Source organism: Enterococcus raffinosus (assembly GCF_018917525.1).
Taxonomy (GTDB): domain Bacteria; phylum Bacillota; class Bacilli; order Lactobacillales; family Enterococcaceae; genus Enterococcus_A; species Enterococcus_A raffinosus_A.
The window spans coordinates 23,846-46,242 of record NZ_JAHLOS010000036.1; the positions used below are offsets into that span (position 1 = coordinate 23,846).

General features: G+C 39.1%; 19 protein-coding genes. 1 reads left to right on the plus strand and 18 read right to left on the minus strand.

Annotated elements, in window-relative coordinates:
• Window positions 1-149 precede the first annotated feature (149 nt).
• The 17 genes from truB to rpsB all read right to left on the minus strand — a co-directional run bounded on the left by truB (window position 150) and on the right by rpsB (window position 20,805).
• Entirely contained in the window at window positions 150-1,091 is a 942-nt protein-coding gene (gene truB, locus KQI58_RS17810) for a tRNA pseudouridine(55) synthase TruB (protein ID WP_216410356.1), read from the minus strand.
• A gap of 170 nt (window positions 1,092-1,261) precedes the next feature.
• Complete coding sequence (locus tag KQI58_RS17815; protein WP_216410342.1) at window positions 1,262-3,343, minus strand: cation:proton antiporter; 2,082 nt, start codon at window positions 3,341-3,343, stop codon at window positions 1,262-1,264.
• A gap of 4 nt (window positions 3,344-3,347) precedes the next feature.
• Window positions 3,348-3,638 carry a hypothetical protein gene (locus KQI58_RS17820; protein WP_216410343.1) on the minus strand — a complete coding sequence of 97 codons (291 nt, stop codon included), beginning with the start codon at window positions 3,636-3,638 and terminating at the stop codon, window positions 3,348-3,350.
• A 122-nt stretch (window positions 3,639-3,760) separates the two neighbouring features.
• On the minus strand, window positions 3,761-4,108 hold the full coding sequence (gene rbfA / locus KQI58_RS17825) for a 30S ribosome-binding factor RbfA (protein WP_010746073.1): 348 nt from the start codon (window positions 4,106-4,108) through the stop codon (window positions 3,761-3,763).
• Window positions 4,109-4,230: 122 nt separating this feature from the next.
• Window positions 4,231-6,996 (minus strand): translation initiation factor IF-2, encoded by a 2,766-nt coding sequence (infB, locus tag KQI58_RS17830; protein WP_216410344.1) that lies wholly within the window; start codon window positions 6,994-6,996, stop codon window positions 4,231-4,233.
• Between the two features lie 12 nt (window positions 6,997-7,008).
• Entirely contained in the window at window positions 7,009-7,311 is a 303-nt protein-coding gene (locus KQI58_RS17835; protein ID WP_216410345.1) for a L7Ae/L30e/S12e/Gadd45 family ribosomal protein, read from the minus strand.
• Window positions 7,304-7,600 carry an RNase P modulator RnpM gene (gene rnpM, locus KQI58_RS17840; RefSeq protein WP_216410346.1) on the minus strand — a complete coding sequence of 99 codons (297 nt, stop codon included), beginning with the start codon at window positions 7,598-7,600 and terminating at the stop codon, window positions 7,304-7,306. Before rnpM ends, KQI58_RS17835 begins: the two co-directional genes overlap by 8 nt.
• A 19-nt stretch (window positions 7,601-7,619) precedes the next feature.
• Window positions 7,620-8,837, minus strand: a complete 1,218-nt coding sequence (gene nusA, locus KQI58_RS17845) for a transcription termination factor NusA (protein WP_216410347.1) — start codon at window positions 8,835-8,837, stop codon at window positions 7,620-7,622.
• Window positions 8,838-9,068: 231 nt separating this feature from the next.
• Window positions 9,069-9,542 carry a ribosome maturation factor RimP gene (rimP, locus tag KQI58_RS17850; RefSeq protein ID WP_216410348.1) on the minus strand — a complete coding sequence of 158 codons (474 nt, stop codon included), beginning with the start codon at window positions 9,540-9,542 and terminating at the stop codon, window positions 9,069-9,071.
• Between the two features lie 166 nt (window positions 9,543-9,708).
• Window positions 9,709-14,052: a PolC-type DNA polymerase III gene (locus KQI58_RS17855; protein ID WP_216410349.1), complete on the minus strand. Its 4,344-nt coding sequence runs from the start codon at window positions 14,050-14,052 to the stop codon at window positions 9,709-9,711.
• A 99-nt stretch (window positions 14,053-14,151) separates the two neighbouring features.
• On the minus strand, window positions 14,152-15,420 hold the full coding sequence (rseP, locus tag KQI58_RS17860; protein WP_216410350.1) for an RIP metalloprotease RseP: 1,269 nt from the start codon (window positions 15,418-15,420) through the stop codon (window positions 14,152-14,154).
• A gap of 365 nt (window positions 15,421-15,785) precedes the next feature.
• Window positions 15,786-16,580: a phosphatidate cytidylyltransferase gene (locus KQI58_RS17865; RefSeq protein ID WP_216410351.1), complete on the minus strand. Its 795-nt coding sequence runs from the start codon at window positions 16,578-16,580 to the stop codon at window positions 15,786-15,788.
• Window positions 16,581-16,658: 78 nt separating this feature from the next.
• Complete coding sequence (locus KQI58_RS17870; RefSeq protein ID WP_216410357.1) at window positions 16,659-17,459, minus strand: isoprenyl transferase; 801 nt, start codon at window positions 17,457-17,459, stop codon at window positions 16,659-16,661.
• 174 nt (window positions 17,460-17,633) lie between these two features.
• On the minus strand, window positions 17,634-18,191 hold the full coding sequence (gene frr, locus KQI58_RS17875; protein WP_216410352.1) for a ribosome recycling factor: 558 nt from the start codon (window positions 18,189-18,191) through the stop codon (window positions 17,634-17,636).
• A gap of 1 nt (window position 18,192) precedes the next feature.
• On the minus strand, window positions 18,193-18,915 hold the full coding sequence (gene pyrH / locus KQI58_RS17880; RefSeq protein WP_048721031.1) for a UMP kinase: 723 nt from the start codon (window positions 18,913-18,915) through the stop codon (window positions 18,193-18,195).
• Between the two features lie 129 nt (window positions 18,916-19,044).
• Window positions 19,045-19,929 (minus strand): translation elongation factor Ts, encoded by an 885-nt coding sequence (tsf, locus tag KQI58_RS17885; protein WP_216410353.1) that lies wholly within the window; start codon window positions 19,927-19,929, stop codon window positions 19,045-19,047.
• 78 nt (window positions 19,930-20,007) lie between these two features.
• The gene (rpsB, locus tag KQI58_RS17890; protein ID WP_127978808.1) at window positions 20,008-20,805 is read right to left on the minus strand and encodes a 30S ribosomal protein S2; all 798 of its coding nucleotides are present in this window, start codon (window positions 20,803-20,805) and stop codon (window positions 20,008-20,010) included.
• 381 nt (window positions 20,806-21,186) lie between these two features.
• Between rpsB and KQI58_RS17895 the strand changes: the two genes are divergently transcribed.
• On the plus strand, window positions 21,187-21,666 hold the full coding sequence (locus KQI58_RS17895) for an arginine repressor (protein WP_216410354.1): 480 nt from the start codon (window positions 21,187-21,189) through the stop codon (window positions 21,664-21,666).
• Between the two features lie 53 nt (window positions 21,667-21,719).
• Here the strand turns inward: KQI58_RS17895 and KQI58_RS17900 are convergent.
• Window positions 21,720-22,397, minus strand: a 678-nt coding sequence (locus KQI58_RS17900; protein ID WP_216410355.1) for a transposase, incomplete at its 5' end; no start/stop codon positions are given.

The window sequence follows — 22,397 nt, forward strand, 5'->3', positions numbered from 1 at the left end:
TAAGTCTGATCTTCATGCCGTATATCATCCAACTATACATGCTTATATTTTTTCTAGTTGTAATCAGATAGTTCTTTTCCTCTTTAATCACTGCCAAAAGTTGGACTGATATCTTAATTCTTAATAATATAATTATTTTTCTTCAGCCACTAAGCGTGAGGATCTTGAGCAATTTCGTTTCGAATTACTTTGCTTGGCTTCAAGAGCCAGTTTTTTTCTGGGTGTTGTCCGTAAAGACTAACTAGTTGGCCTTGATAAAAAAATGCGATTAGATTAGCTGGCATCTTTTTGATTCCAAAAGATTTCATAGGCAAAACTTGTCCATTTTTCACCTTTTGCCAATCAGCAGCTGTTAAATCAATTCGCGGAAATTCCTTCATTGCCTCTTCAACCGGCTGCAACGCTTGATTGATCTGACCTTTTTCCATCAATTCGCTAACTTGCGCCAAGGTAACTGCCTGTCCCACTGAAAAACCGCCACTGGCTAAACGAGTCAGATCGGACATATGGGCAGGATAGTTTAGCTTTGTCCCAAGATCCACAGCCAAGGTTCGAACATAAGTCCCTTTCCCGCAAGTAACCTGAAATCGCCAACTCTGAGTTTTTGCCTCTTCATTATAAATCGGATCAGTCGTACGTTGAAAACTCTCAATCTCCGCTTCCCGTTCAGGTCGTTCAACCGTTTCACCAGCACGCGCATACTCATACAATCGTTTCCCATTGACTTTAACCGCTGAATACATTGGCGGTACCTGCTTGATTTTTCCGATAAATGTAGCCATTACTCGATCGATTTCAGCTTCACTTAAAGGGTGGTCTACTGCTTTTGTCTCTACTATTTCGCCACTACGATCTTCTGTAGTTGTAGAAAAACCCAACGTAATCTCACCTTCATAAATTTTCCCACTATCTTGTAAATATTCGATCACCTTGGTTCCCTTGCCAATACAGATAGGTAAGACACCATCGACATCAGGATCTAAAGTTCCCCCGTGACCAACCTTTTTGGTTTGCAGAATTTTTCGTAACTTAAAGACACAGTCATGACTTGTCATGCCGCGCTCTTTCCATAACGGCAAGATACCGTCCATCGCTGTTTCCTCATTTCTATTTATAATCAACGCTCCCATTATAGCATAGCTGATCTAAGAAATGACAAGCCAACTCTCTGAAGATGTTCGCCTTATCTTTCTAATAAAAACGTAGAAGTCCCTTTCTATTTCTATTAAAGTCCAAAGAAAAAAACCGCCAAGATGACGGTTTAATATTTCTTTTCTTTTGCTTTTTTCTTTTGCCGCTGACGATTGATCACAAATGAAATACTTGGTTCTGATCGTTGCTGCATCGCATAGGATTCTAATTGATTGACTTGATCACGATAATTATTTGCTGAAAAATTGGAGATATCTTCATTTACTTCATATTTGTCAATAATCTTTCTCTCTAAATAAAATCCGCGAATCAGCTCTTTCGCGTAAAGTGGATCTTGTTGAATCAAATAAGTGCCAAATAATCCGTGTCCACTGACTTGATTCATCAAATTTTTTCGTTCATCCACAAAAAAATCAATTAAATCCTCATCATAAACATCCCGCAGATTTTCCAAACTATCTAATATAGCTTCACTATTGCGAATAAAGATTTTTCTAAGAGTTGAAATATCTTCATTATCAACCGTCTCTTTACGCCTTTGCCGACGTTCCCAAAACATTTTTGGATGCATAATAACGCGAATAATCCTTCGTACGAAAATTAACCAAAAGCTAAGTAATGACAACATTTGTTTCGTCACTGATTCAGATACATTTGAAATGAAACGGGAATACAAACGATAGGCACCTGAATCGATTTGATGTCTTCTAAAGCTTTCATCCAATCCATCCCGTTCAACCGAAATAATCAAGGCTTGAATTTCTTGGAATTCTTGTTGCGCACTTTCCGGCATCGAATTATTGAAGAGCATCTGGATTCGCCCCTGATAATTTGCGATCACCGCTAGCAGTGCAAAACGTTCCTTTTCATTCAATTTTTTATCGTCTAAATCTTCGTATAACTCGCTAATGACTTCCCGCAAGATTAACATTCGTTTGGGATCGGTTAACGGTACTACTTCACCTTCAGATAAGATGGGTAATAAAATCATTCCGATAATCAACGTTAGAAAGGTTACACAGGCTGTGATAAATAGCAGTAAAGATCGTTCGGGAAACTCCAAACCGTTGATCGTTGTTGGTAAAATAAAAATTGTCGCAATGCTGACTGTACCTTTAACACCGCCAAAGGTCAGTAGCAAGCGATCTCTCAGCTGTTCATGATTTTTCTTCCAGCCTTGAGTAACAATGTAAAAGCCGCTAACGAATAAAAAGCGTAAAACAAAAAGTAGGGCTGTCAATAATAATACAATCCCTAACAAATGCACATTGGAATAATTTCGACTATTCCACACAGGTGAAAAGACTTGAGAAAGTTCGATTCCCAAAAAAATAAAAACCAATGCATTCAACATAAAGCTAATCGTACTCCATGAGCTTTCAGTTACATTAGAAAGCTGCGCCTCGAATAGATTTACGCGTCGGAAACCAGTAGCTTGTAATACACCCGTTACAACCGCTGCGATGATTCCTGAAGCATGAAACAATTCAGCTATAAAATAAGCAACGAACGGAAGTATTAATTCAATCAGCAGATACGCCGATACATCTTGTGCAGAGATTCGTTCAATAATTTTTATGACTTCATTCTTAAACCAAATAATTACAAGACCAACCAATACTCCTACAACACTTGATTCAAGTAAAGATATCGATGCATCAGCCGCCGAAAATTGTCCGGTTAGTAGTGCGGCGACGGCAAACTGAAAGGCAGTAACACCCCTTGCATCATTGATTAAGCCTTCCCCTTCTAAAACGTGCATGACCGATTCGGGGATATTTAAACGTTTCGCCAGCGAGCTAACTGCTACTGCATCGGTTGGTCCTAAAGAAGCTCCAAAGGCCAAACAAGCAGCAATCGGGATTGCCGGTAAAATACTATGCAGAACAAAGCCCAATCCAAACAGAGTGAAAATCACTCCACCAAAAGCTAGCAGCAAGATCAAGCCAAAATGCTTCAATATTGAGGGAATATCGGCTGTCTCGCCTTCTCTAAATAGCAAAGGTGCAATAATCATTACAAGAAAAACCTCTGGTTCAAAATGGATCGAGCTACCAACTTCTGTAAAACTAAGGATAATGCCGAGGATAATCTGGATCATAAAAATTGGAAAAGACGGGAAAACTTTTGCTAAAACATTCGACAAGGTAATGGCAATGGCTAAAATGATGATAATCTCAATTAAGCCCATTCACTCACCTCTTGGAACAATTCTCTTTTGCCTTACATAATAGCTTCAAGAACTCTCTTTTTTTACTGATGATTCGATCTTCTAATTCGGATAATTCTTGCGACTCACCATCTAATGAAAGCTGGGCACGCTTTGTTTCCATACGCAGCAAATCATGTTTCATACGTTCCAACTTTCGAGAAGTTAAAACGTTGATTCTTTTTATTTTTTGTTTAACGGCTTTGCGTTCTTCTGGACTTAGGTTGTCAAATTCTTTGTGGAGTTCCTTCATCCGTTCTTCAAATTCCGTAGTCATTCTAGACTCTGCCTCCTTGAAAATATCCAGCAAAAGGATTATTTACAAACTGCATACACTTTAACAGGATTTGCCCAATAATGCAAAAAAGAACCCGAAAAATTTTTCAGGTTCTAACGAATTTATTCTTTATTTAAGTCACGGATCATTTGATCAATCTTAGAACCATACTCAACCGATTCATCTAGTTCAAAAAACAATTCCGGAGTCTTGTAAATCGACAAAGCATGACCAAGTTCACGTCGAACCAAACCACTTGCCTTGTTCAATCCTTCTTGCGCTTTTTCTTTATCCGATGCCTTATCAGACAATAAACTATAATAAATCGTTGCTTGTTGTAGGTCTCCGGTGACATGAACATCAGTAATGTTCACCTCTTGGACACGTGGATCACGGACTTTTTTTCGTAAGATGTCATTGACTTCTTTCAAGATTTCCTGAGCCAGACGACGATCACGATAATTTGGCATAACGACTGCCTCCTTCTATTTCCACTAACTAAAAAAATAACTAACTACAAATAATGGACGAATTTTTAGCAGATCCCGTTCCGCTCCGCTATTTTTAAAAGCAGGAAGCGGAACGAGTAATACTATTTAGGCTTGATTTCTTCCATAACGAACCCTTCGATTACGTCATCAACTTTGATGTCGTTAAAGTTTTCGATCATGGCACCACATTCATAGCCCATCTTAACTTCTTTCACATCATCTTTGAAACGTTTCAAGCTAGCAAGTTTGCCTTCAAGAATTACGATTCCATCGCGAATGATACGTACTCCGCTATCACGTTGGATGGATCCTTCGTTAACGTAACATCCGGCGATTGTACCAACTTTAGAAACTTTATAGGTTTCACGTACAGTCATTTGACCAGTGATTTTTTCTTCGTATTCAGGATCAAGCATACCCTTCATCGCTGTTTCAATTTCTTCAATTGCTTTATAGATAATACGGTGCAAACGAATGTCTACTTCTTCGGTTGACGCTTGTTGTTTCGCTTGTGGTGTAGGACGAACGTTAAAGCCGATAATGATCGCATTACTTGCCGCTGCTAAAGTAACATCACTTTCATTGATGGCACCTACAGCTGAGTGGACGATCTTCACACGTACGCCTTCAACATCAATTTTCTTCAATGAAGCTGCCAATGCTTCGGCAGATCCTTGCACATCAGCTTTGATGATAACATTAACTTCTTTCAATTCGCCCTCTTTAAGAGATTCAAACAAGTTGTCTAATGTTACACGAGCACTTGCACTGCGATGTTCGAGCAATGCGCGTTTTGCACGTTCTTCCCCAGCAGCACGAGCCGTTTTTTCGTCTTCAAAGATTGCGAAACGATCCCCAGCTTGAGGAACATCATTCAAACCAGTAATTTCCACTGGTGTCGCTGGTCCGGCAGATTTCTCACGACGGCCAATATCATTCGTCATTACACGAACACGACCATACGTGTTACCGACAACGATCGGATCACCAACGTTCATCGTACCTTGTTGAACTAATAAGGTCGCAACTGGTCCTTTACCTTTATCTAAACGAGCTTCAATAACCGTTCCGATTCCGTGTTGGGTTGGATCAGCTTTCAAATCTTCAACTTCAGCAACTAATAGAATCATTTCTAATAGTTCATCGATATTTTGATTGAATTTTGCTGATATTTCAACAAAAATTGTATCGCCGCCCCATGCTTCAGGAATCAATTCATATTCACTTAACTCTTGCATGACATGTTGTGGGTTGGCACCTGGTTTATCAACCTTATTAACTGCTACAATGATTGGCACTTTTGCTGCTTTCGCATGGTTGATCGCTTCGATTGTTTGCGGCATCACACCATCATCAGCTGCTACAACTAAAATAGTGATGTCTGTAATACTTGCTCCACGTGCACGCATACTTGTGAAGGCAGCATGCCCTGGTGTGTCTAAGAAAGTAATCGGTTTACCATCGATATCGATTTGATAAGCACCAATATGCTGCGTGATTCCGCCTGCTTCTCCGCTTGTTACACGAGAATGACGTAAAGTATCTAGTAACGTTGTTTTACCATGGTCAACGTGTCCCATGATAGTTACAACTGGTGGACGTGATACTAAGTTTTCTTCATTTATATCTTCTGCATCGAAGAAGCGGTCGATATCCGCAATATCAATTGTAACTTTTTCTTGTGGTTCAATTCCATAATCCGTAGCTAACAGTTCGATTGTATCTTTATCTAATGGTTGGTTTTGATTGACCATAACCCCCATCATAAATAATTTTTTGATGATCTCAGCTGGTTCGCGATGAATCTTCTTCGCGATATCTGCTACGTTCATGCCTTCTGTATATTCCAATACTTCTGGCAATTCACGGAACTTACGTGGTGGAACGGCAGGTTTATTACTTTGTTGCTGTCTACCTTTTTTACCTTTTTTGTTAAATTTGTTTTTGTTACGATTTTGATTGCCGCCAAAACTATTGTTACGGTTTTGGTTGCCATAATTGTTTTTATTGCGATTTTGGTTGCCGCCTTGTGTTGTACCACTTTGGTTCGAACGTTGTCCTTGATTTGAACTACTTTGGTTTGAACGCGCTCCTTGATTCGCACTATTTTGTGCTGGGCGTTGCCCTTGATTTTGGCGTTGAGCGTTATTTGCGTTGCCTTGTGTTGGGCGTTGCCCTTGGTTTTGACGCTGCGCATTTTTTGTATTGCTTTGTGTTGGGCGTTGTCCTTGGTTTTGACGTTGCGCATTATTTCCACTGCCTTGTGCGGGGCGTTGCCCTTGGTTTTGACGTTGCGCATTATTTGCGTTGCCTTGTGTTGGACGTTGCCCTTGATTTTGGCGTTGAGTGTTATTTGCATTGCTCTGTGTTGGACGTTGTCCTTGATTCTGGCGTTGCGCATTATTTGTGCTACCTTGTTGTGTTGGGCGTTGCCCTTGGTTTTGGCGTTGCGCATTATTTCCACTGCCTTGTGCGGGGCGTTGGCCCTGATTTTGGCGTTGTGTATTGTTTGTGTTTCCTTGTGTTGGACGTTGTTGTCCTTGGTTTGAACGGTTTGCGTTCGCTGAGTTATTCTGTCTATTATTTTGTGTCAAGTCTTTATTTCCTTTTCTATTCTGGAAATTTGGGTTGTTCTTCGAGCTCTTTCCATGGAATTTTGGTTTTTCGTGCTGGTTAGCTGATGGCTTTGCCTGAGTATTTTGTTTCGGTTTGCTAGAAAAAGCTTGTTTCAATTTTGATTCATCATCTCCAGATAATGAACCCATATGATTTTTTACATCAATCCCCAAAGTTTGTGCTTTTTCTACAACATCCTTACTTGATTGATTCACTTCTTTGGCAAATTCGTATACTCTTTTATTTCCCATGCAATCACCTTCCTAACCTGTTATTAACGTCATAATTTTGTCGGCGAATCCCTGGTCTAAAACCCCGATTACTTTTCTAGGTTTGCCAATCGCGCCTAAAATCTCCCCTTGAGTAAATTCGACAAAACATGTCGTTTGATAATACTTACTTTTATCTGATACTTTCTTTTGAGTGTTTTCACTCGCATCAGTAGTAACAATAACGAGACTCACTTTCCTTTTACGAATCTCATTGATCGTCATTTCTTCTCCTGTGATCAGTTTGCCTGCACGCATTGCAAGGCCTAACATGTTCAAGGCCTTCTGTTTATTCATTGCCGAAGAGCTCTTTTCTGGCTTTTTGGTGTTTTACATAATCAAGTAGTTCTTGATAAAAATCATCACTTAATTCAGTACCAAGCGTACGGTCCAAAATACGTTTTTTCCACGCTTCCTCGACCTCAGCTGGTTCTAGCGCAACATAGGCGCCACGTCCTGGTTTCTTGCCTGAAGGATCAATGGAAACTTCACCTTCTTTGGACTTAGCGATCCGAATCAATTCTTTTTTTGGGAACATTTCACCGGAAACGACCGATTTTCGCAAAGGAACTTTTCTTTTTTTCATTTGCTGTCCTCCTAATAAATTATTGATCTGTTTGATCAGAAGCAACGTTTTCTTCGTCTTCAATCATATCATCAACTGTTACTTCTGCTTCGGATTCAATATCTGCTACCTCAGTTTCGATTGCTTCTGCTTCAGAAGTAATTTCTTCAATCTCAGTTGCGACTTCCTCTACTTCTTCTTCATCATAGTTAGCATAAAACTCTTCCATATCGGACTCAGATTTGATATCAATCTTATGTGCTGTCAATTTAGCAGCTAAACGGGCATTTTGTCCACGCTTACCAATAGCTAAAGACAATTGATAATCCGGAACCACTACAGTGCAAACTTTTGGATTGTCGATATCAAAGATAACATCTTCTACTTGCGCAGGGTTTAAAGAATTTGCGATAAATACCGCTGGATCCTCATCCCACTCGACGATGTCCATGTTTTCACCTTTTAATTCATTTACAATCGCTTGTACACGTTGTCCTTTCGGTCCGACACATGTTCCAACTGGATCGATGTTTGGATCGGTTGAACGAACGGCAACTTTCGCACGATCACCAGCCTCGCGAGCAATGCTGACGATTTCGACGATTCCATCATAGACTTCTGGAATTTCTTGTTCAAATAGGCGGCGTAACAAATCGGGATGACTGCGGCTTACAAATACTTGCGGACCTTTTGACGTGTTTTCTACTCGGGAAACATACACTTTAATGCGGTCATGAGGTTTATAATGCTCATTAGGCATTTGGTCTTGTTTTGAAAGAACAGCTTCGATCTTCCCTAAGTTTACATAGATGTAGCGATTATCTTGACGTTCTACCACACCTTGCATGATATCTTTTTCGTAGGCGCTGTACTCGTTATAAATAATGCTACGTTCTGCTTCACGAACACGTTGTAAAATTACTTGCTTTGCTGTTTGAGCAGCAATTCGACCAAAATCTTTTGGTGTTACTTCAAAACGGATTGTATCACCAATTTCATACGCTGGGTTGATTTCCATCGCATCTTTCAATGACACTTCCAATTGCGAATCCATGACTTCTTCCGTTACTTCCTTCACGGCATAAACATGAATGTCACCTTTTTTCTCGTTGAATTCCACTTCAACATTTTGTGATTGACCATAATGACGCTTATAGGCAGAAACTAATGCTGCTTCCAAGGCATCAATTACGATTTCTTTCGAAACACCTTTTTCTGCTTCTAGAGTATCCAACGCATTCAGCATTTCTTTACTCATTTTAACTTTCCTCCTAAATTCATGCTAATACATCTATTATCAAAATTCCCTACACATATTATTTAGCTAACTTACTAAATAAGAGGGCTAGCTCGCTAATAACGTGTGAATTTTTCTAACGTAAAAATTTAAGCAACTCTCGTACGCATACCATTTTACTAACTTGCTAAAGCAAGAAATAAAACTGACAAATCTATTTTCCAAAGAAAAACAGGTTTGATTTTCAATTGTTTAAAATTCTATTGCAAAGCGCGCTTTAGCAATGTTTTTACGATCAAAAACCATGTCTTTAGTGCGTGTCTTAATTTTGACGGTTAAAGTCAGTTCATCTTCAGTCAATTCTTTCAAAAAACCTTGATACTGTTTTTCACCGTCAATATTTTGATAAAGTGAGATGTTAATGTATTCTCCCATCGCCTTTTGGTAATCTTCTTCTTTTTTCAATGGACGTTCGGCCCCCGGTGAAGAAACCTCAAGAAAATATGCTTGTGGGATTGGATCAGGATCGATTGAATCTAGCTTTTCACTAAGCTTTTCACTAACAAAGGCACATTCTTCAATGTCGATACCGCCTTCTTTATCAATAAATACTCTTAAAAACCAACTTTTTCCTTCTTTGACAAACTCAACCTCGACTAAGTCAAAATTTTGTTCATCCAAGATTGGTGTTACCAAGTCAGTCACTGTTTCGACTACACTGCTCAAACTGTCAGCCTCCTTTATTCCATTAAAAAGAGTGAGCGAAAAATCCGCTCACTCATCATCAGTCTATGATTACATTGTTATATTAGCACAATTCTATTGAAAATTCAACCTTGTCATTTTCATGATGGAATTTTCTTTCATTTTTATATTGAACTTATCTTTTTCTTTACATATCAAAGAGTGAAAGTTGGTTTTCATCTGGAAGATCCTTCAAGACGCCATGAGTGTCCATGTACTCAATCAAGGTCTTAGAAACCTTCCCACGTGAAGCCAGATCTTCTTTCGATAAGAAAATACCGTCTTTACGAGCTTCAACAATTTGTTTGGCTACGTTCAAACCAAGTCCCGGTACGGCACGGAAAGGTGCAATCAATGTGTCTCCATCAATCACAAAATCTTGCGCATCCGATTTGTATAAATCGATCATACCGAAATGGAAATCTCGTTCCAGCATTTCATTACACAATTCCAAAACAGTCAATTGATTCTTTTCCTTTGTGGATGCATCCATCCCTTTATCTGTGATAGCCTTCATTGCGGCCTTCACCGCATCTTTTCCTTTAGCCATCGCAACTAAATCAAAATCATCAGCTCGAACAGAAAAATAGGCACAATAATAAAGGATTGGAAAATATACTTTAAAATACGCTACTCGTAATGCCATCAATACATAAGCTGCTGCATGGGCTTTCGGGAACATATACTTGATTTTCGAACAGGAATCAATATACCAGTCTGGTACATTATTTTCTTTCATTGCAGTCAAATAGGTTTCACGCAAATCATCATCAATCTTGTTCCATTGTCCTTTACGCACGGTCTCCATGATCTTAAAGGCCATACCGCTATCAAGTCCTGCATGAATGAGATAAACCATGATATCATCCCGACAACCGATAACCTCAGCTAAGTTTGCTTCTCCGCGACTAATTAATTCTTCCGCATTGCCTAACCAAACGTCGGTACCATGAGACAACCCAGAAATTTGCAATAATTCAGCAAAAGTCGTCGGGCTCGTTTCTTCCAACATTCCACGAACAAATCGTGTTCCGAATTCAGGAATTCCCAAAGTTCCAGTTTTCGAATAAATTTGATCAGCCTCCACACCTAAAACTTGAGGTCCAGCAAAAATCTTCATAACTTCTGGATCATCAGTTGGAATCGTTTTAGGATCGATCCCAGACAATTCTTGCAACATCCGAATCACTGTTGGATCATCGTGTCCAAGAATATCGAGTTTTAAAACATTATCATGAATCGAGTGGAAATCAAAGTGAGTCGTTTTCCATTCAGAATTCTGATCGTCCGCTGGGTATTGGATCGGTGTGAAATCATAAACATCCATATAGTCTGGAATAACGATGATCCCACCTGGATGCTGTCCCGTTGTTCGCTTAACCCCAGTTGCACCTTTAGCTAGACGATCAACTTCAGCATTTCTGAAATGTAAATTGTGATCCCGTTCATATCCCTTAACAAAACCGTATGCCGTCTTATCTGCAACTGTACCGATCGTTCCGGCACGATAAACATAGTCCTCACCAAACAATACCTTCGTATAGTTATGAGCCTCTGCTTGATAATCCCCAGAGAAGTTCAAATCGATATCGGGAACTTTGTCGCCGTGGAAACCTAAGAAAGTCTCGAAGGGAATATCATGTCCGTCTTTATTTAGCCGCGCACCACATTTAGGGCAAGCTTTTTCTGGCATATCAAAACCAGAACCGTAAGAGCCGTCTTCGAAAAACTCCGAATATTGACACTCAGGGCAATAATAATGTGGCGGCAATGGATTTACTTCGGTAATCCCTGTCATTGTAGCTACAAAACTTGACCCCACGGACCCCCGTGAACCAACCAAATAGCCGTCAGCATTACTCTTATGCACAAGTTTCTGAGAAATCAAATAGATCACTGAGAACCCGTTTCCGATAATTGAATTTAATTCCTTCTCTAAACGCTTTTCAATAATATCTGGCAATGGATCACCGTAAAGCTCTCGCGCCCGATTATAACTTAGATCCTTGATTTCCTCTTCTGATCCTGGGATTTTTGGCGTATACAAGGCATCTTTAACTGGAATGATTTCTTCACAGCTTTCAACAATCTTATCGGGACCATCAACTACAATTTCTTTTGCTAGTTCTGGACCCAAGAAACTGAAGGCCTGTAGCATTTCATCCGTCGTGCGGAAGTGAACATCTGGTAAACTATGACGGTTCAATGGATTAGCTCCACCCATCGAACTGATCAAAATTTTCCGATAGATTGCATCTTCCTTATTTAAATAATGAACATCTCCAGTAGCGACAACTGTTTTATTTAGATCCTTACCAATTTGAATCAGATTACGTAAAATATCTTCTAAGTCTGCTTCGTTCTTTACTAATTCTTGCTCAATCAAGGGAGCATAAACAGCCTTAGGCATCACTTCAATGTAATCGTAAAAAGCAGCACGATTTTTCGCCTCTTCTACTCCTTTTTGCATCATCGCCTCAAAGATTTCACCTTGTGAACAAGCTGAACCTACCAAAAGATTCTCCCGCAATTTATTTAATTGCGAACGTGGAATTCGTGGTACCCTTTCGAAGTATTCTACATTAGACATAGAGATTAGTTTGAATAGATCTTTTAAGCCTGCCTGATTCTTCGCTAAAATCGTTGCATGAAATGGACGTGCCCGTTTATAAGAATCGCCTTCACCAACGTGATCGTTCAATTGATCATGGTAATTCATACCATGCTTTTCGATTGCCTCTTTAACAAAAATCCAACCTAAATGGCCAGTTGCTTCCGCATCATACACAGCCCTATGGTGTTGTTCCAAGTTTACGCCGAACTTCTTAGTTAAGACACCTAAACCAAATCGTTTGAACTCAGGGTATAAGAAACGCGCCAATTCCAACGTATCAATTACCGGATTTGGTGTTTCCTGCATATTGTGTCGTAAATAAGTTGTATTGATAAAACCAATATCGAAGGTTGCGTTGTGAGCAACTAAAATTGACCCTTCGCAAAATTTTTCAAATAGCTCCATGACCTCTTTTTCTGGTTTTGATCCTCGCACCATTTCGTCAGTGATTCCAGTTAAATTGATCGTTGTTTCTGATAACGGATGACCAGGATCAATGAACTCTTCAAACGTATCAATCACGTTTCCTTTATGCATCTTAACTGCAGCCAACTCAATAATCGTGTCGTATACTGCAGATAACCCTGTGGTTTCCACATCAAATACAACATAAGTAGCATCTGTTAATGATTCATGAGCATCATTGTAAGCAATCGGTACCCCATCAGAAACAACATTCGCTTCAACCCCGTAAAGAATCTTCACACCAGCCTTTTTTCCCGCCGCATGAGCTTCGGGGAAAGATTGCGCACCACCATGATCCGTAATAGCAATGGCTTTGTGCCCCCATTTTCCAGCTTGGGCTACTAGGTCACTAGCGCTGTTGATGGCATCCATCGTACTCATATTCGTATGCAAGTGCAGCTCAGAACGCTTCTCTGTCGCTGTGTCCTGACGCTCTGGATGCTTAACCTCTTGAATGTCCTGAGCGTTCATGACAAGGTCACGCATAAAGGTATCTTCCTGAACACTACCTCGTACACGAATCCAACTCTTAGTTGCGATTGCTTCAAAGATTGCTTCATCCTTTTCACCGTTAGAAAATTTCTTTACTACAAATGAAGATGTATAATCAGTCATCTTTAAGATCAGAATCTTTCGTTTGGAGCGTAACTCGCGGACCTCTTTATCAAAAATAAACCCTTCAATCGTAATACGTCGTTCCTCTTCGATGATATTCCCCATTGGAGTAATAGCTTCATCTGCTGGAATATTTCGACCCATTTGGATAGGTCCATCAAAATGAGCAGCACTTTCCTTCTGCTCTTTTTTCTTCGATTCATATTGAGCTAAGCTGGCAGCAGCCTGTTCTTGCATTGCCTGCGCCTGTTCTTGTTTTCGCACTTCAAACTCTTGTAATTTTTTATCTGCCTGTTCTTTATCAACCTCAGGATCAATTCGCAAATGGGGAAACCCATAAGAAACCAAGTTTTCCTCAATTAATGGTAAATATTGCTGTTTCAAAAAAGGAATGACCGTTTCATTATCAATCAGCAAAACAATTCGTTTACCTTGAATTACAGGCAAAGGTGTACTCAAAACCTGCTTGACTAACGGTGTATCGCAATCCTGTTCAGTCAAAGCCAATTGCCAATAGTTCTGCAAAAGCTCTTCCTCAAACTGATTATCTTCTGGAATAATATGTAATTTCACTGATGCGATTGATTGAAACGCTATTTGCAGTTTCTGATGGAACGCATAAAATAATTTAGCCGGCAAAATTTGCGGAGTTTGAATAAAAAATTCCCACACCCGTGATCTTTCATGAACAATCACTTCTTTGATCTCTGACGCCTGGATCATTGGATGCTGCTGTTCCGCCTCGGCTAATTCAATTTGTCGTAATAAATTTTCAAATAGTTCACGATTCTTAGACAAAATGACATCTCCTTCACTTTTTCAAGTATGCTCAAGTATACCTGTTTTTTTTTATGATTGCATTAGAAAAAGGATCGAAAAAATTTCGATCCTTTCATTTTAAAAGAAGAAACGCTGAATATCGTTCCACGTCACGAGAATCATCAGAAGCATGATAAAACCAAAACCAATCATGGTGATCATACCTTCTTTATCCGGATCAAGTGGTTTGCCTCTGATCCCCTCAATTAGATTCAGAAGAATCTTTCCACCATCAAAGGCTGGTATCGGTAAAAGATTGACTATTCCTAAGTTGACTGACAATAGCGCCATTAAATAGATAACTGTCCTAATTCCTGCACGTGATGCTTCTGCTGACATCTGGTACATCATAACAGGGCCACCTAGCTTGTCCAAGCTAAATCCTGTGAATAGAGAACCTAAAGCACTAAAAATTCTCTTGACCATGTCCCATGACTGAGTTAAACCTCCAACGATTTTATCTCCAAAACCCGTTTTCATGTAAGGTCCGACTCCAATTTGTCCGACCTTCTCACCATTGCTTTTTACTGTCTTTGGTGTCATTTGAACAGTTTTTTCTTTGCCATCATGCTCAATTGACACGCTCAATTCTTTCCCTGGCTTTTTTGTTACCGTATTTGTCAGATCATCCCATGAAGAAATCTTCTTTCCGTCAACTGCCAAAATCGTATCATTATCTTTTAAGCCAGCAGTGGCAGCCGGACTATTTTCCTGAACTTCACCAATTTGATTCGTATCATAAACTGCTACGCCACCTTGTAAAAAAGCGAGTGCAATAAATAGTATCACGGTTAAAATAAAGTTATTCATTGGCCCAGCGAAATTGGTCAAAATACGTGAACCTAACTTTGCTGATTGAAATTGAACATCTCTTGGTGCAATTCGAACCTCCGTACCATTTTCTTCAATCACCGTAGCATCATGTTGAACCTTGTATGTTGTTTCTTGACTTTCGTCACCATTCACATAACCTTTAATAATCAAATCGTCGACAAGATCAGCTGAAATCAGTTCCATTGGGATACTGCTAGGTAATTGAACTTTCTTGCTGACATTAATTCGCTGCACTTCATTTTTAGAAGTCAACTCAACCGATAAAGGCATCCCAGGACTCAAATCAGTTTCTTCATCTTCCAGACCAGCCATTCTTACATAACCGCCAATTGGCAATAGACGTAGTGTATAAGTTGTCCCATCTTTGCCCATATGAGCAATCAACTTTGGACCCATACCGATCGAAAATTCTCGGACTAAAATTCCTGAACGTTTTGCAAAGAAAAAATGTCCAAATTCATGAACGATCACTAAAACACCAAAAACGATTAAAAATGTAATAATCGTACGCATAATTTTCCTACCTTCATTAGTTTCTTAGAGATAGTTTATCACAATCTGACAATAAGATATTCTTTTACAGATCAATTCATAGAAAATTTAAAAAAGAACTTCTGTAGGACACAGATCTCATTTATCTACTACTAACATACTTATCGCTCTCTTTGCGACTGAATCATTTTCAATGGAACGCTGCAATCAAAACAATACTTTTTTATTCAAGCGAATCCAAAAACTGTCTATCAGAAAGAAAATCCACTTGAGAATAGACTTATAAAATTAAAATCCTTGTATAAAAACATTTCCTTTATCCAAAATTTGTTGTTGATCTCAGCTGCTTATAATTTTTTATCAAAAAAAGAGTGTTTCCACTCTTTTTAAAATACTCCTAGTAAATGCATCATGGGAAAAACAAACAGCATACTGTCGAAACGATCTAAGATTCCGCCATGACCGGGTAAAATATTCCCCGAATCCTTTACGTCATAGTGACGTTTGATTGCTGACTCTACTAAGTCTCCAAATTGGCCAACAATTGAGAAAACAATTGTGAAGAGAACCATCATCACCAAATTGTGTTGAAAAATTCCTGGTTGTACTAAGAAGAACACTATCGCCACCACAACAGCACTGGCAATTCCTCCTAAAGCACCTTCAATCGTTTTATTCGGAGAAATTTCTGGCCATAATTTGTGTTTACCAAATTGGCGTCCAACCATATAAGCGCCGATATCTGTTGCCCAAACAACAAAGAATGCAAAAAGTAAAATAGATAAACCTTCTGCTCGTGCTGTAACTAAATTTTGAAAGCCAACGCCAACGTATAAACTTGCTACGACGGGAAAGCCGGCTTCATCTATAGTGTAAGTATTTTTAGAAACAACAGAGAAGCCTAAAATAATCATTACTGGTAAATAAAATAAAAGAAAATTGCTGTTGTTACCACTTAAAAATGGCAGCCAACGCTCCGCTGGTAAGACCAAAAAGACTGCTCCCAAAATTGAAAGAACTCCCTCAAAGCTCAAAATCGCAAGTCCTTTCATGCGGAATAATTCATACACACCTATCCCCGCCAATACTGCCGCAGCTAATTCGACTGCAATACCTCCGACATATAGAATCGGAATAAAGATCGCTAAAGCGACAACCGCGGTAATGACTCGCTGTCTCATTTATTATCCTCCTTGTTTAAATCAAAGTATTTATTCTACATTTAAGCTACAGTATACATTATATTACTGACTCTATACTTAGGTGGAACTTGTATCCTTAATTAGTCCACCAAAACGCCGATTCCTTTGTTGAAACGAAGCAATCGCTGCTTCTAAGTGATCACCATCAAAATCTGGCCACAGAGCTTTCGTAAAATATAATTCGCTATAAGCCAATTGCCAAAGCAAAAAATTACTAATCCGTTCTTCTCCACTAGTGCGTACAACTAGCTCTGGATCCCGAAGTTCTTTAGGTAGAAATCCTGTCATCAAATGATTACCGACAATATCATCATTAATCTCTTGAACTGCAAGCTCCTCATTTTTAACTTCTTCAGCGATTTGTTGGATCGCCGTAATAATCTCAGCACGACTACCATAATTCAGGGCAAAGTTTAAAATCAACCCATCATTTTGTGCTGTTTGCTCAATTGCCCGTTTCACTGCGTCTTGAGTGTGTGCAGGTAAATACTCTTCGTATCCCATCACGTGAACCTGTACATTTTCCTCAATCAATTCTGGAACAAAAGTATCAAAAAAATCAACGGGTAACTGCATTAAGAAATTTACTTCTTCTTCAGGCCGTTTCCAATTCTCGGTTGAGAAGGCATACAGCGTCAATACTTTAACCCCTAAACGGTTAGCATGCTTTGTGATTTTTTTTACTGTTTCCATGCCCTCTTTGTGTCCCGCGATCCTTGGTAAACGACGATTTTGTGCCCAACGCCCATTTCCGTCCATGATGATCGCAATATGTTTTGGAATTGCATTATTAGGATCAAAAACGAAGGACGATTCTTCTGGTGTGTATTTCTGTTTTTGTGGAAAAAATCGTAACACCATGTTTTCCCCTCCTTTATTAAATGAATAACTTAAAAATACTTTTAAAAAGTCATCTGCCATTATAACAATAAAATGCGGCTATTCCTACGAAAAATAAATACCTTTAGGCTTTTTCAATGATTTTTATGAGCAACAAAAAAACCTGAAGAACGATTCTTCAGGTTTTATCAATTAAACTTCTAATAATTCTTTTTCTTTTTCAGCAACAATTCCATCAATGGCTTTGATATTGTCATCTGTCAACGCTTGAATGTCTTTTTCCATATTACGTAAATCATCTTCCGTTAGATCACCATTCTTTTGTTGCTTCTTATACTCATCCATCGCATCACGACGTATGTTACGAACAGCAATCTTTGCGCCTTCTGATTCTTTCTTTACTTCTTTAGCCAATTCTTTTCGGCGTTCTTCTGTTAATTGAGGAATCACTAAACGAATCACATTTCCATCATTAGCTGGATTCAGCCCAATATCGCTAGCTAAAATAGCTTTTTCCACATCGTTAATCATATTTTTATCAAATGGTGTAACCATTAATACACGTGCTTCAGGAATCGTAATTGATGCCATTTGATTAACTGGTGTTGGTACGCCATAATAATCAACTGTGATGCGGTCAAGTAAACTCGCATTCGCACGCCCTGCACGAATTTGGCCTAATTGGCGTTGCAAAGCTTCTTGAGCCTTCTTCATTTTGTCTTTTGCTTCATTCATTACTGCATCTGCCATGTTATTTCCCCCTTACAGTTGTCCCGATGTTTTCACCGAGTACAACACGTTTAATATTTCCTGGTTCATTTAAATTGAAGACAACAAGTGGAATATCATTGTCCATACTTAATGAGCTTGCTGTTGAATCCATAACTTGCAATCCTTTAGCGATCACATCTAAATGTGTTAATTCTTCATACTTCACAGCATTTTCATCAAGTTTTGGATCAGCCGAATAAACACCATCTACGTTATTTTTCGCCATTAAGATTACGTCAGCATTTACTTCTGCTGCTCTTAATGCTGCTGTTGTATCAGTTGAGAAATAAGGATTTCCCGTCCCGCCGGCAAAAATAACAATACGACCCTTTTCAAGGTGACGTTCTGCTTTTCGGCGGATGTATGGTTCAGCGATTTGACGCATTTCAATTGATGTTTGAACGCGAGTTGGTACATCGATATTTTCTAGTGCATCTTGTAAAGCTAAAGCATTCATCACTGTTGCTAACATGCCCATATAATCTGCTTGTGCACGTTCCATTCCCATTTCAGCACCAATTTGCCCACGCCAAATGTTTCCACCACCAACAATAATAGCCATTTCGATTCCTAAATCATGAACTTCTTTAATTTCTTCTACGATCTCTTGGATAACCGGTGGTTTAATACCAAATTTTTCATCGCCTGCCAATGCTTCCCCGCTGAGTTTCAATACTACACGTTTATACTTTGGTTCATTCATCACAATACCTCCACTGTCACTCTATTGATATTTTAGCATACTCTGCCTTCGAAGCCAGCCAAATTTGAATTTGCTTAAAAAAAGGGAGCGCACATTTTCCGTGCGTTCCCAACTGTTTAAAAAACAGAATTATTTTTTAATTTGGCTCATAACTTCTTCAACAAAGTTATCTTCGCGTTTTTCGATACCTTCGCCAACTTCGAAACGAACGAAGCTTGCAACTGTAGCACCTTTAGAAGATACATATTTTTCAACAGTCATATCAGGATCTTTAACAAATGGTTGGTCAACCAAAGCGATTTCTGCTTTAAACTTGTTCAAACGGCCAATAACCATTTTCTCAACGATATTCGCTGGTTTGCCTTCGTTCAATGCTTGTTCAGTTAGAACTGCTTTTTCGTGTTCTAATTCTGATTCTGGAATTTGGCTTTCATTTACATAACGAGGGTTGATTGCTGCAACGTGCATCGCAACGTCTTTTGCTACTGATTCGTCAGTTGTGCCGTTCAATAGAGCTAAAACAGCGATACGTCCGCCCATGTGTAAATAGCCACCAAATGCAGCGTTGTCGTCTTTTTCAACAACTTCAAAACGACGGAAGTTGATTCTTTCACCGATAACTTGTGTTGCTTCGATCAATGCTGCTTCTAACGTTTCACCTTTAGCGTTTGTTAATTTCATTGCTGCATCCATGTCAGCTGGTTTATGTTCAGCAACTAATGCTGCGATTTCTTTAACTAGATCTTGGAACATTTCATTTTTTGAAACAAAGTCTGTTTCAGAGTTCACTTCTACAATTGCTGCAGTATTGCCGTGAATTGCAACTGAAGCTAAACCTTCAGCAGCGATGCGGTCATTTTTCTTAGCTGCTTTAGCCATACCTTTTTCGCGTAAAAGATCAACAGCTTTTTCAATGTCGCCTTCTACTTCTACTAGTGCGCGTTTCGCATCCATCATCCCTACGCCAGTCATGTCGCGTAGTTCTTTTACCATTTTAGCTGTTACGTCTGCCATTTTAAGGGCCTCCTTAGATTTTCTAAAAAAGCTGCTTCAAAGGAAAATATTTACTTTGAAGCAGCATATGCTACGAAATTATTCAGCTGATTCAGTAGAAGCGTTGTCGCCTTCCACTACATCAACGATTTCTTCGATTGAAGTTGCTTGTCCGCCATCTTCAGCAACGAAGTCTTCTTCTGCTACTTGATCTTCACCCTGGTTTCCTTCGATGAACGCATCAGCCATTTTAGCAGTGATTAATTTCACGGCACGAATAGCGTCATCGTTTGAAGGAATAACTACGTCAATTTCATCTGGATCGCAGTTTGTATCAACCATAGCAACGATTGGAATGTTTAATTTTTGAGCTTCTTGAACAGCAATACGTTCTTTACGAGGATCAACGATATACATAACATCAGGGATGCGAGGCATATCAGCGATACCGCCTAAGAATTTTTCTAAACGTTCACGTTCTTTGTTCAAACCAACAACTTCTTTTTTAGGTAATACTTCAAAAGTACCATCTTGTTCCATAGCATTGATTTGTTTTAAACGAGCGATACGTTTTTGGATTGTATCCCAGTTAGTTAAAGTTCCGCCCAACCAACGATGGTTTACGTAGAATTGTCCAGCGCGAACTGCTTCTTCTTTAATTGCTTCTTGAGCTTGTTTTTTAGTACCTACGAATAATGCAACGCCGCCATCTTCAGCAACATCTTTCATGTAATCATAAGCTGCATCTACTAATTTAACTGTTTTTTGCAAGTCAATGATGTAGATTCCGTTTCTTTCTGTGAAGATATATTTCTTCATTTTTGGGTTCCAGCGACGAGTTTGGTGACCGAAATGTACGCCGGCTTCTAGTAATTGTTTCATAGACAATACTGACATTTGTGTTTCCTCCAATTTGGTTTTTGTTTTCCTCTCCTGCTCTCTTCTTCATAAGGAACTGACTAGCAGCACCGCCTCACAAATCAAGCCAGAATGTGGATTTTATTATGCATAGTCGCCCACACACAATTAGTAATTATACAAGACTCTTTTTAATAAATCAATCTTTTTTCTTTAGCTTTTCGTTAATTATTATTTAGCTAGGAATACTGTTTAAAAAATCTTTTTCTGCTATACTGAATGCATAATTATCATTTATTCGGTACTGATTTTAGAAAAAGAATGCTCAAACCATTAAGAGCTATTCACGATAACCTTCAACTTAATCTTAAGGATTTATAATTTGACCGTTCTGCTATTATATAATTAAGGAGTTTTTTTATGCGAAAAAAAGATCGACACGAACTAATCAAGAAAATCATTTCAGAAAACGCGATTCGAAATCAAAATGAATTGATGGAATTTTTACAGCAGTATCAAGTTTCAGCGACTCAAGCTACGATTTCACGCGATATTCGTGATCTGAAAATCGTAAAAACGATTGATGAATCCGGCAAGCCACGTTTTGAATTGTTCCAAGACCAGCAAGAACCGACTGAGGATGATGATATTAAGCGACTCATTCGTATGACAAACAATGTTATCGTCAAAGTCGATACTGTTCAATTTATGACCATAGTCAGTACACTTCCTGATAATGCGCATCTATTGGCTTCTGTTCTGGATGATCTTTCGAGTGAGTTGATTGTTGCAACGATGGCGAGTTTCGATACAATTATTATCATCTCAAAGACACCTGAAGACGCACAACAAGTCACTGCTTTTCTGCAAGATCCTACACAGCGGTCAATTTTCTCTTAAAAGCGATGAAGTTCTTTATATCTCAAAAACGCGCTCCTTAATTTAGGAGCGCGTCAGACTGTAGACAAAAGACGTCTCGAACTCGTAATTTGAGTTTGGGACGTCTTTTTATCTGATTTCTTTCGACATTCAGGACAAAAAAATAAAGGCTCCTTGCCTTTCCATAGCCAGGTGGCTAATTTCTTTAAATTCATTGCAGCAAACACCAGCATCGTATGCGTCGCGACTTTTTCCAAGCCTCGATACTTGGTCCAACGCATCCCATGCTTTTCTTTTGCATCTGCAAATATTCGTTCAATCGTTTGTTTTCGTTTTTTGTAAATTGATTTATTCAGATCCGTTAGGCGAAGATGTTCCACTTCATCCATCAGATCTCCCCAAACATGTCTCGTGATGACTCGTTGATGATTTTTACTTTTCGTACATGTTTTTATCAGAGGGCAGTGCACACACTCTTTTGGATTCGATTTGTATTCACGATACCCGTCTCGTGTGACCGTTGAAAAAGCGAGCATTTGATCCTGCGGACAAATGTAACAATCATAATACTCGTCATAGAGAAACTCATTTTTTGATAATAGCCCCTTTTTCCCTTTGAGCCTTGAATAAGGCAAACAAGGTCGAAGGTTCAAATGAGTCAAAAAGTGAACAAACTTAGGTGTCTTATACCCAGCATCAGCGACAACACAGTTGATTTCAGGAAAAAGTCTCTTCGATTGTTTGACGAGTTG

Bases quoted from the DNA above. Each gene is read 5' to 3' on its own strand.
- KQI58_RS17895 (WP_216410354.1), top strand. From the start codon at position 21,187: ATGCGAAAAAAAGATCGACACGAACTAATCAAGAAAATCATTTCAGAA.
- tsf (WP_216410353.1), bottom strand. From the start codon at position 19,929: ATGGCAGACGTAACAGCTAAAATGGTAAAAGAACTACGCGACATGACT.
- rpsB (WP_127978808.1), bottom strand. From the start codon at position 20,805: ATGTCAGTATTGTCTATGAAACAATTACTAGAAGCCGGCGTACATTTC.
- rseP (WP_216410350.1), bottom strand. From the start codon at position 15,420: ATGCGTACGATTATTACATTTTTAATCGTTTTTGGTGTTTTAGTGATC.
- KQI58_RS17820 (WP_216410343.1), bottom strand. From the start codon at position 3,638: ATGACTACGGAATTTGAAGAACGGATGAAGGAACTCCACAAAGAATTT.
- rnpM (WP_216410346.1), bottom strand. From the start codon at position 7,600: ATGAAAAAAAGAAAAGTTCCTTTGCGAAAATCGGTCGTTTCCGGTGAA.
- KQI58_RS17835 (WP_216410345.1), bottom strand. From the start codon at position 7,311: ATGAATAAACAGAAGGCCTTGAACATGTTAGGCCTTGCAATGCGTGCA.
- KQI58_RS17865 (WP_216410351.1), bottom strand. From the start codon at position 16,580: ATGAGACAGCGAGTCATTACCGCGGTTGTCGCTTTAGCGATCTTTATT.
- infB (WP_216410344.1), bottom strand. From the start codon at position 6,996: ATGGGAAATAAAAGAGTATACGAATTTGCCAAAGAAGTGAATCAATCA.
- nusA (WP_216410347.1), bottom strand. From the start codon at position 8,837: ATGAGTAAAGAAATGCTGAATGCGTTGGATACTCTAGAAGCAGAAAAA.
- KQI58_RS17815 (WP_216410342.1), bottom strand. From the start codon at position 3,343: ATGGGCTTAATTGAGATTATCATCATTTTAGCCATTGCCATTACCTTG.
- pyrH (WP_048721031.1), bottom strand. From the start codon at position 18,915: ATGAATGAACCAAAGTATAAACGTGTAGTATTGAAACTCAGCGGGGAA.
- truB (WP_216410356.1), bottom strand. From the start codon at position 1,091: ATGGACGGTATCTTGCCGTTATGGAAAGAGCGCGGCATGACAAGTCAT.
- rbfA (WP_010746073.1), bottom strand. From the start codon at position 4,108: ATGCCAAATTATCGTGATCGTCGTCTGGCTCAGGAAATCTTGAAAGAA.
- frr (WP_216410352.1), bottom strand. From the start codon at position 18,191: ATGGCAGATGCAGTAATGAATGAAGCAAAAGACAAAATGAAGAAGGCT.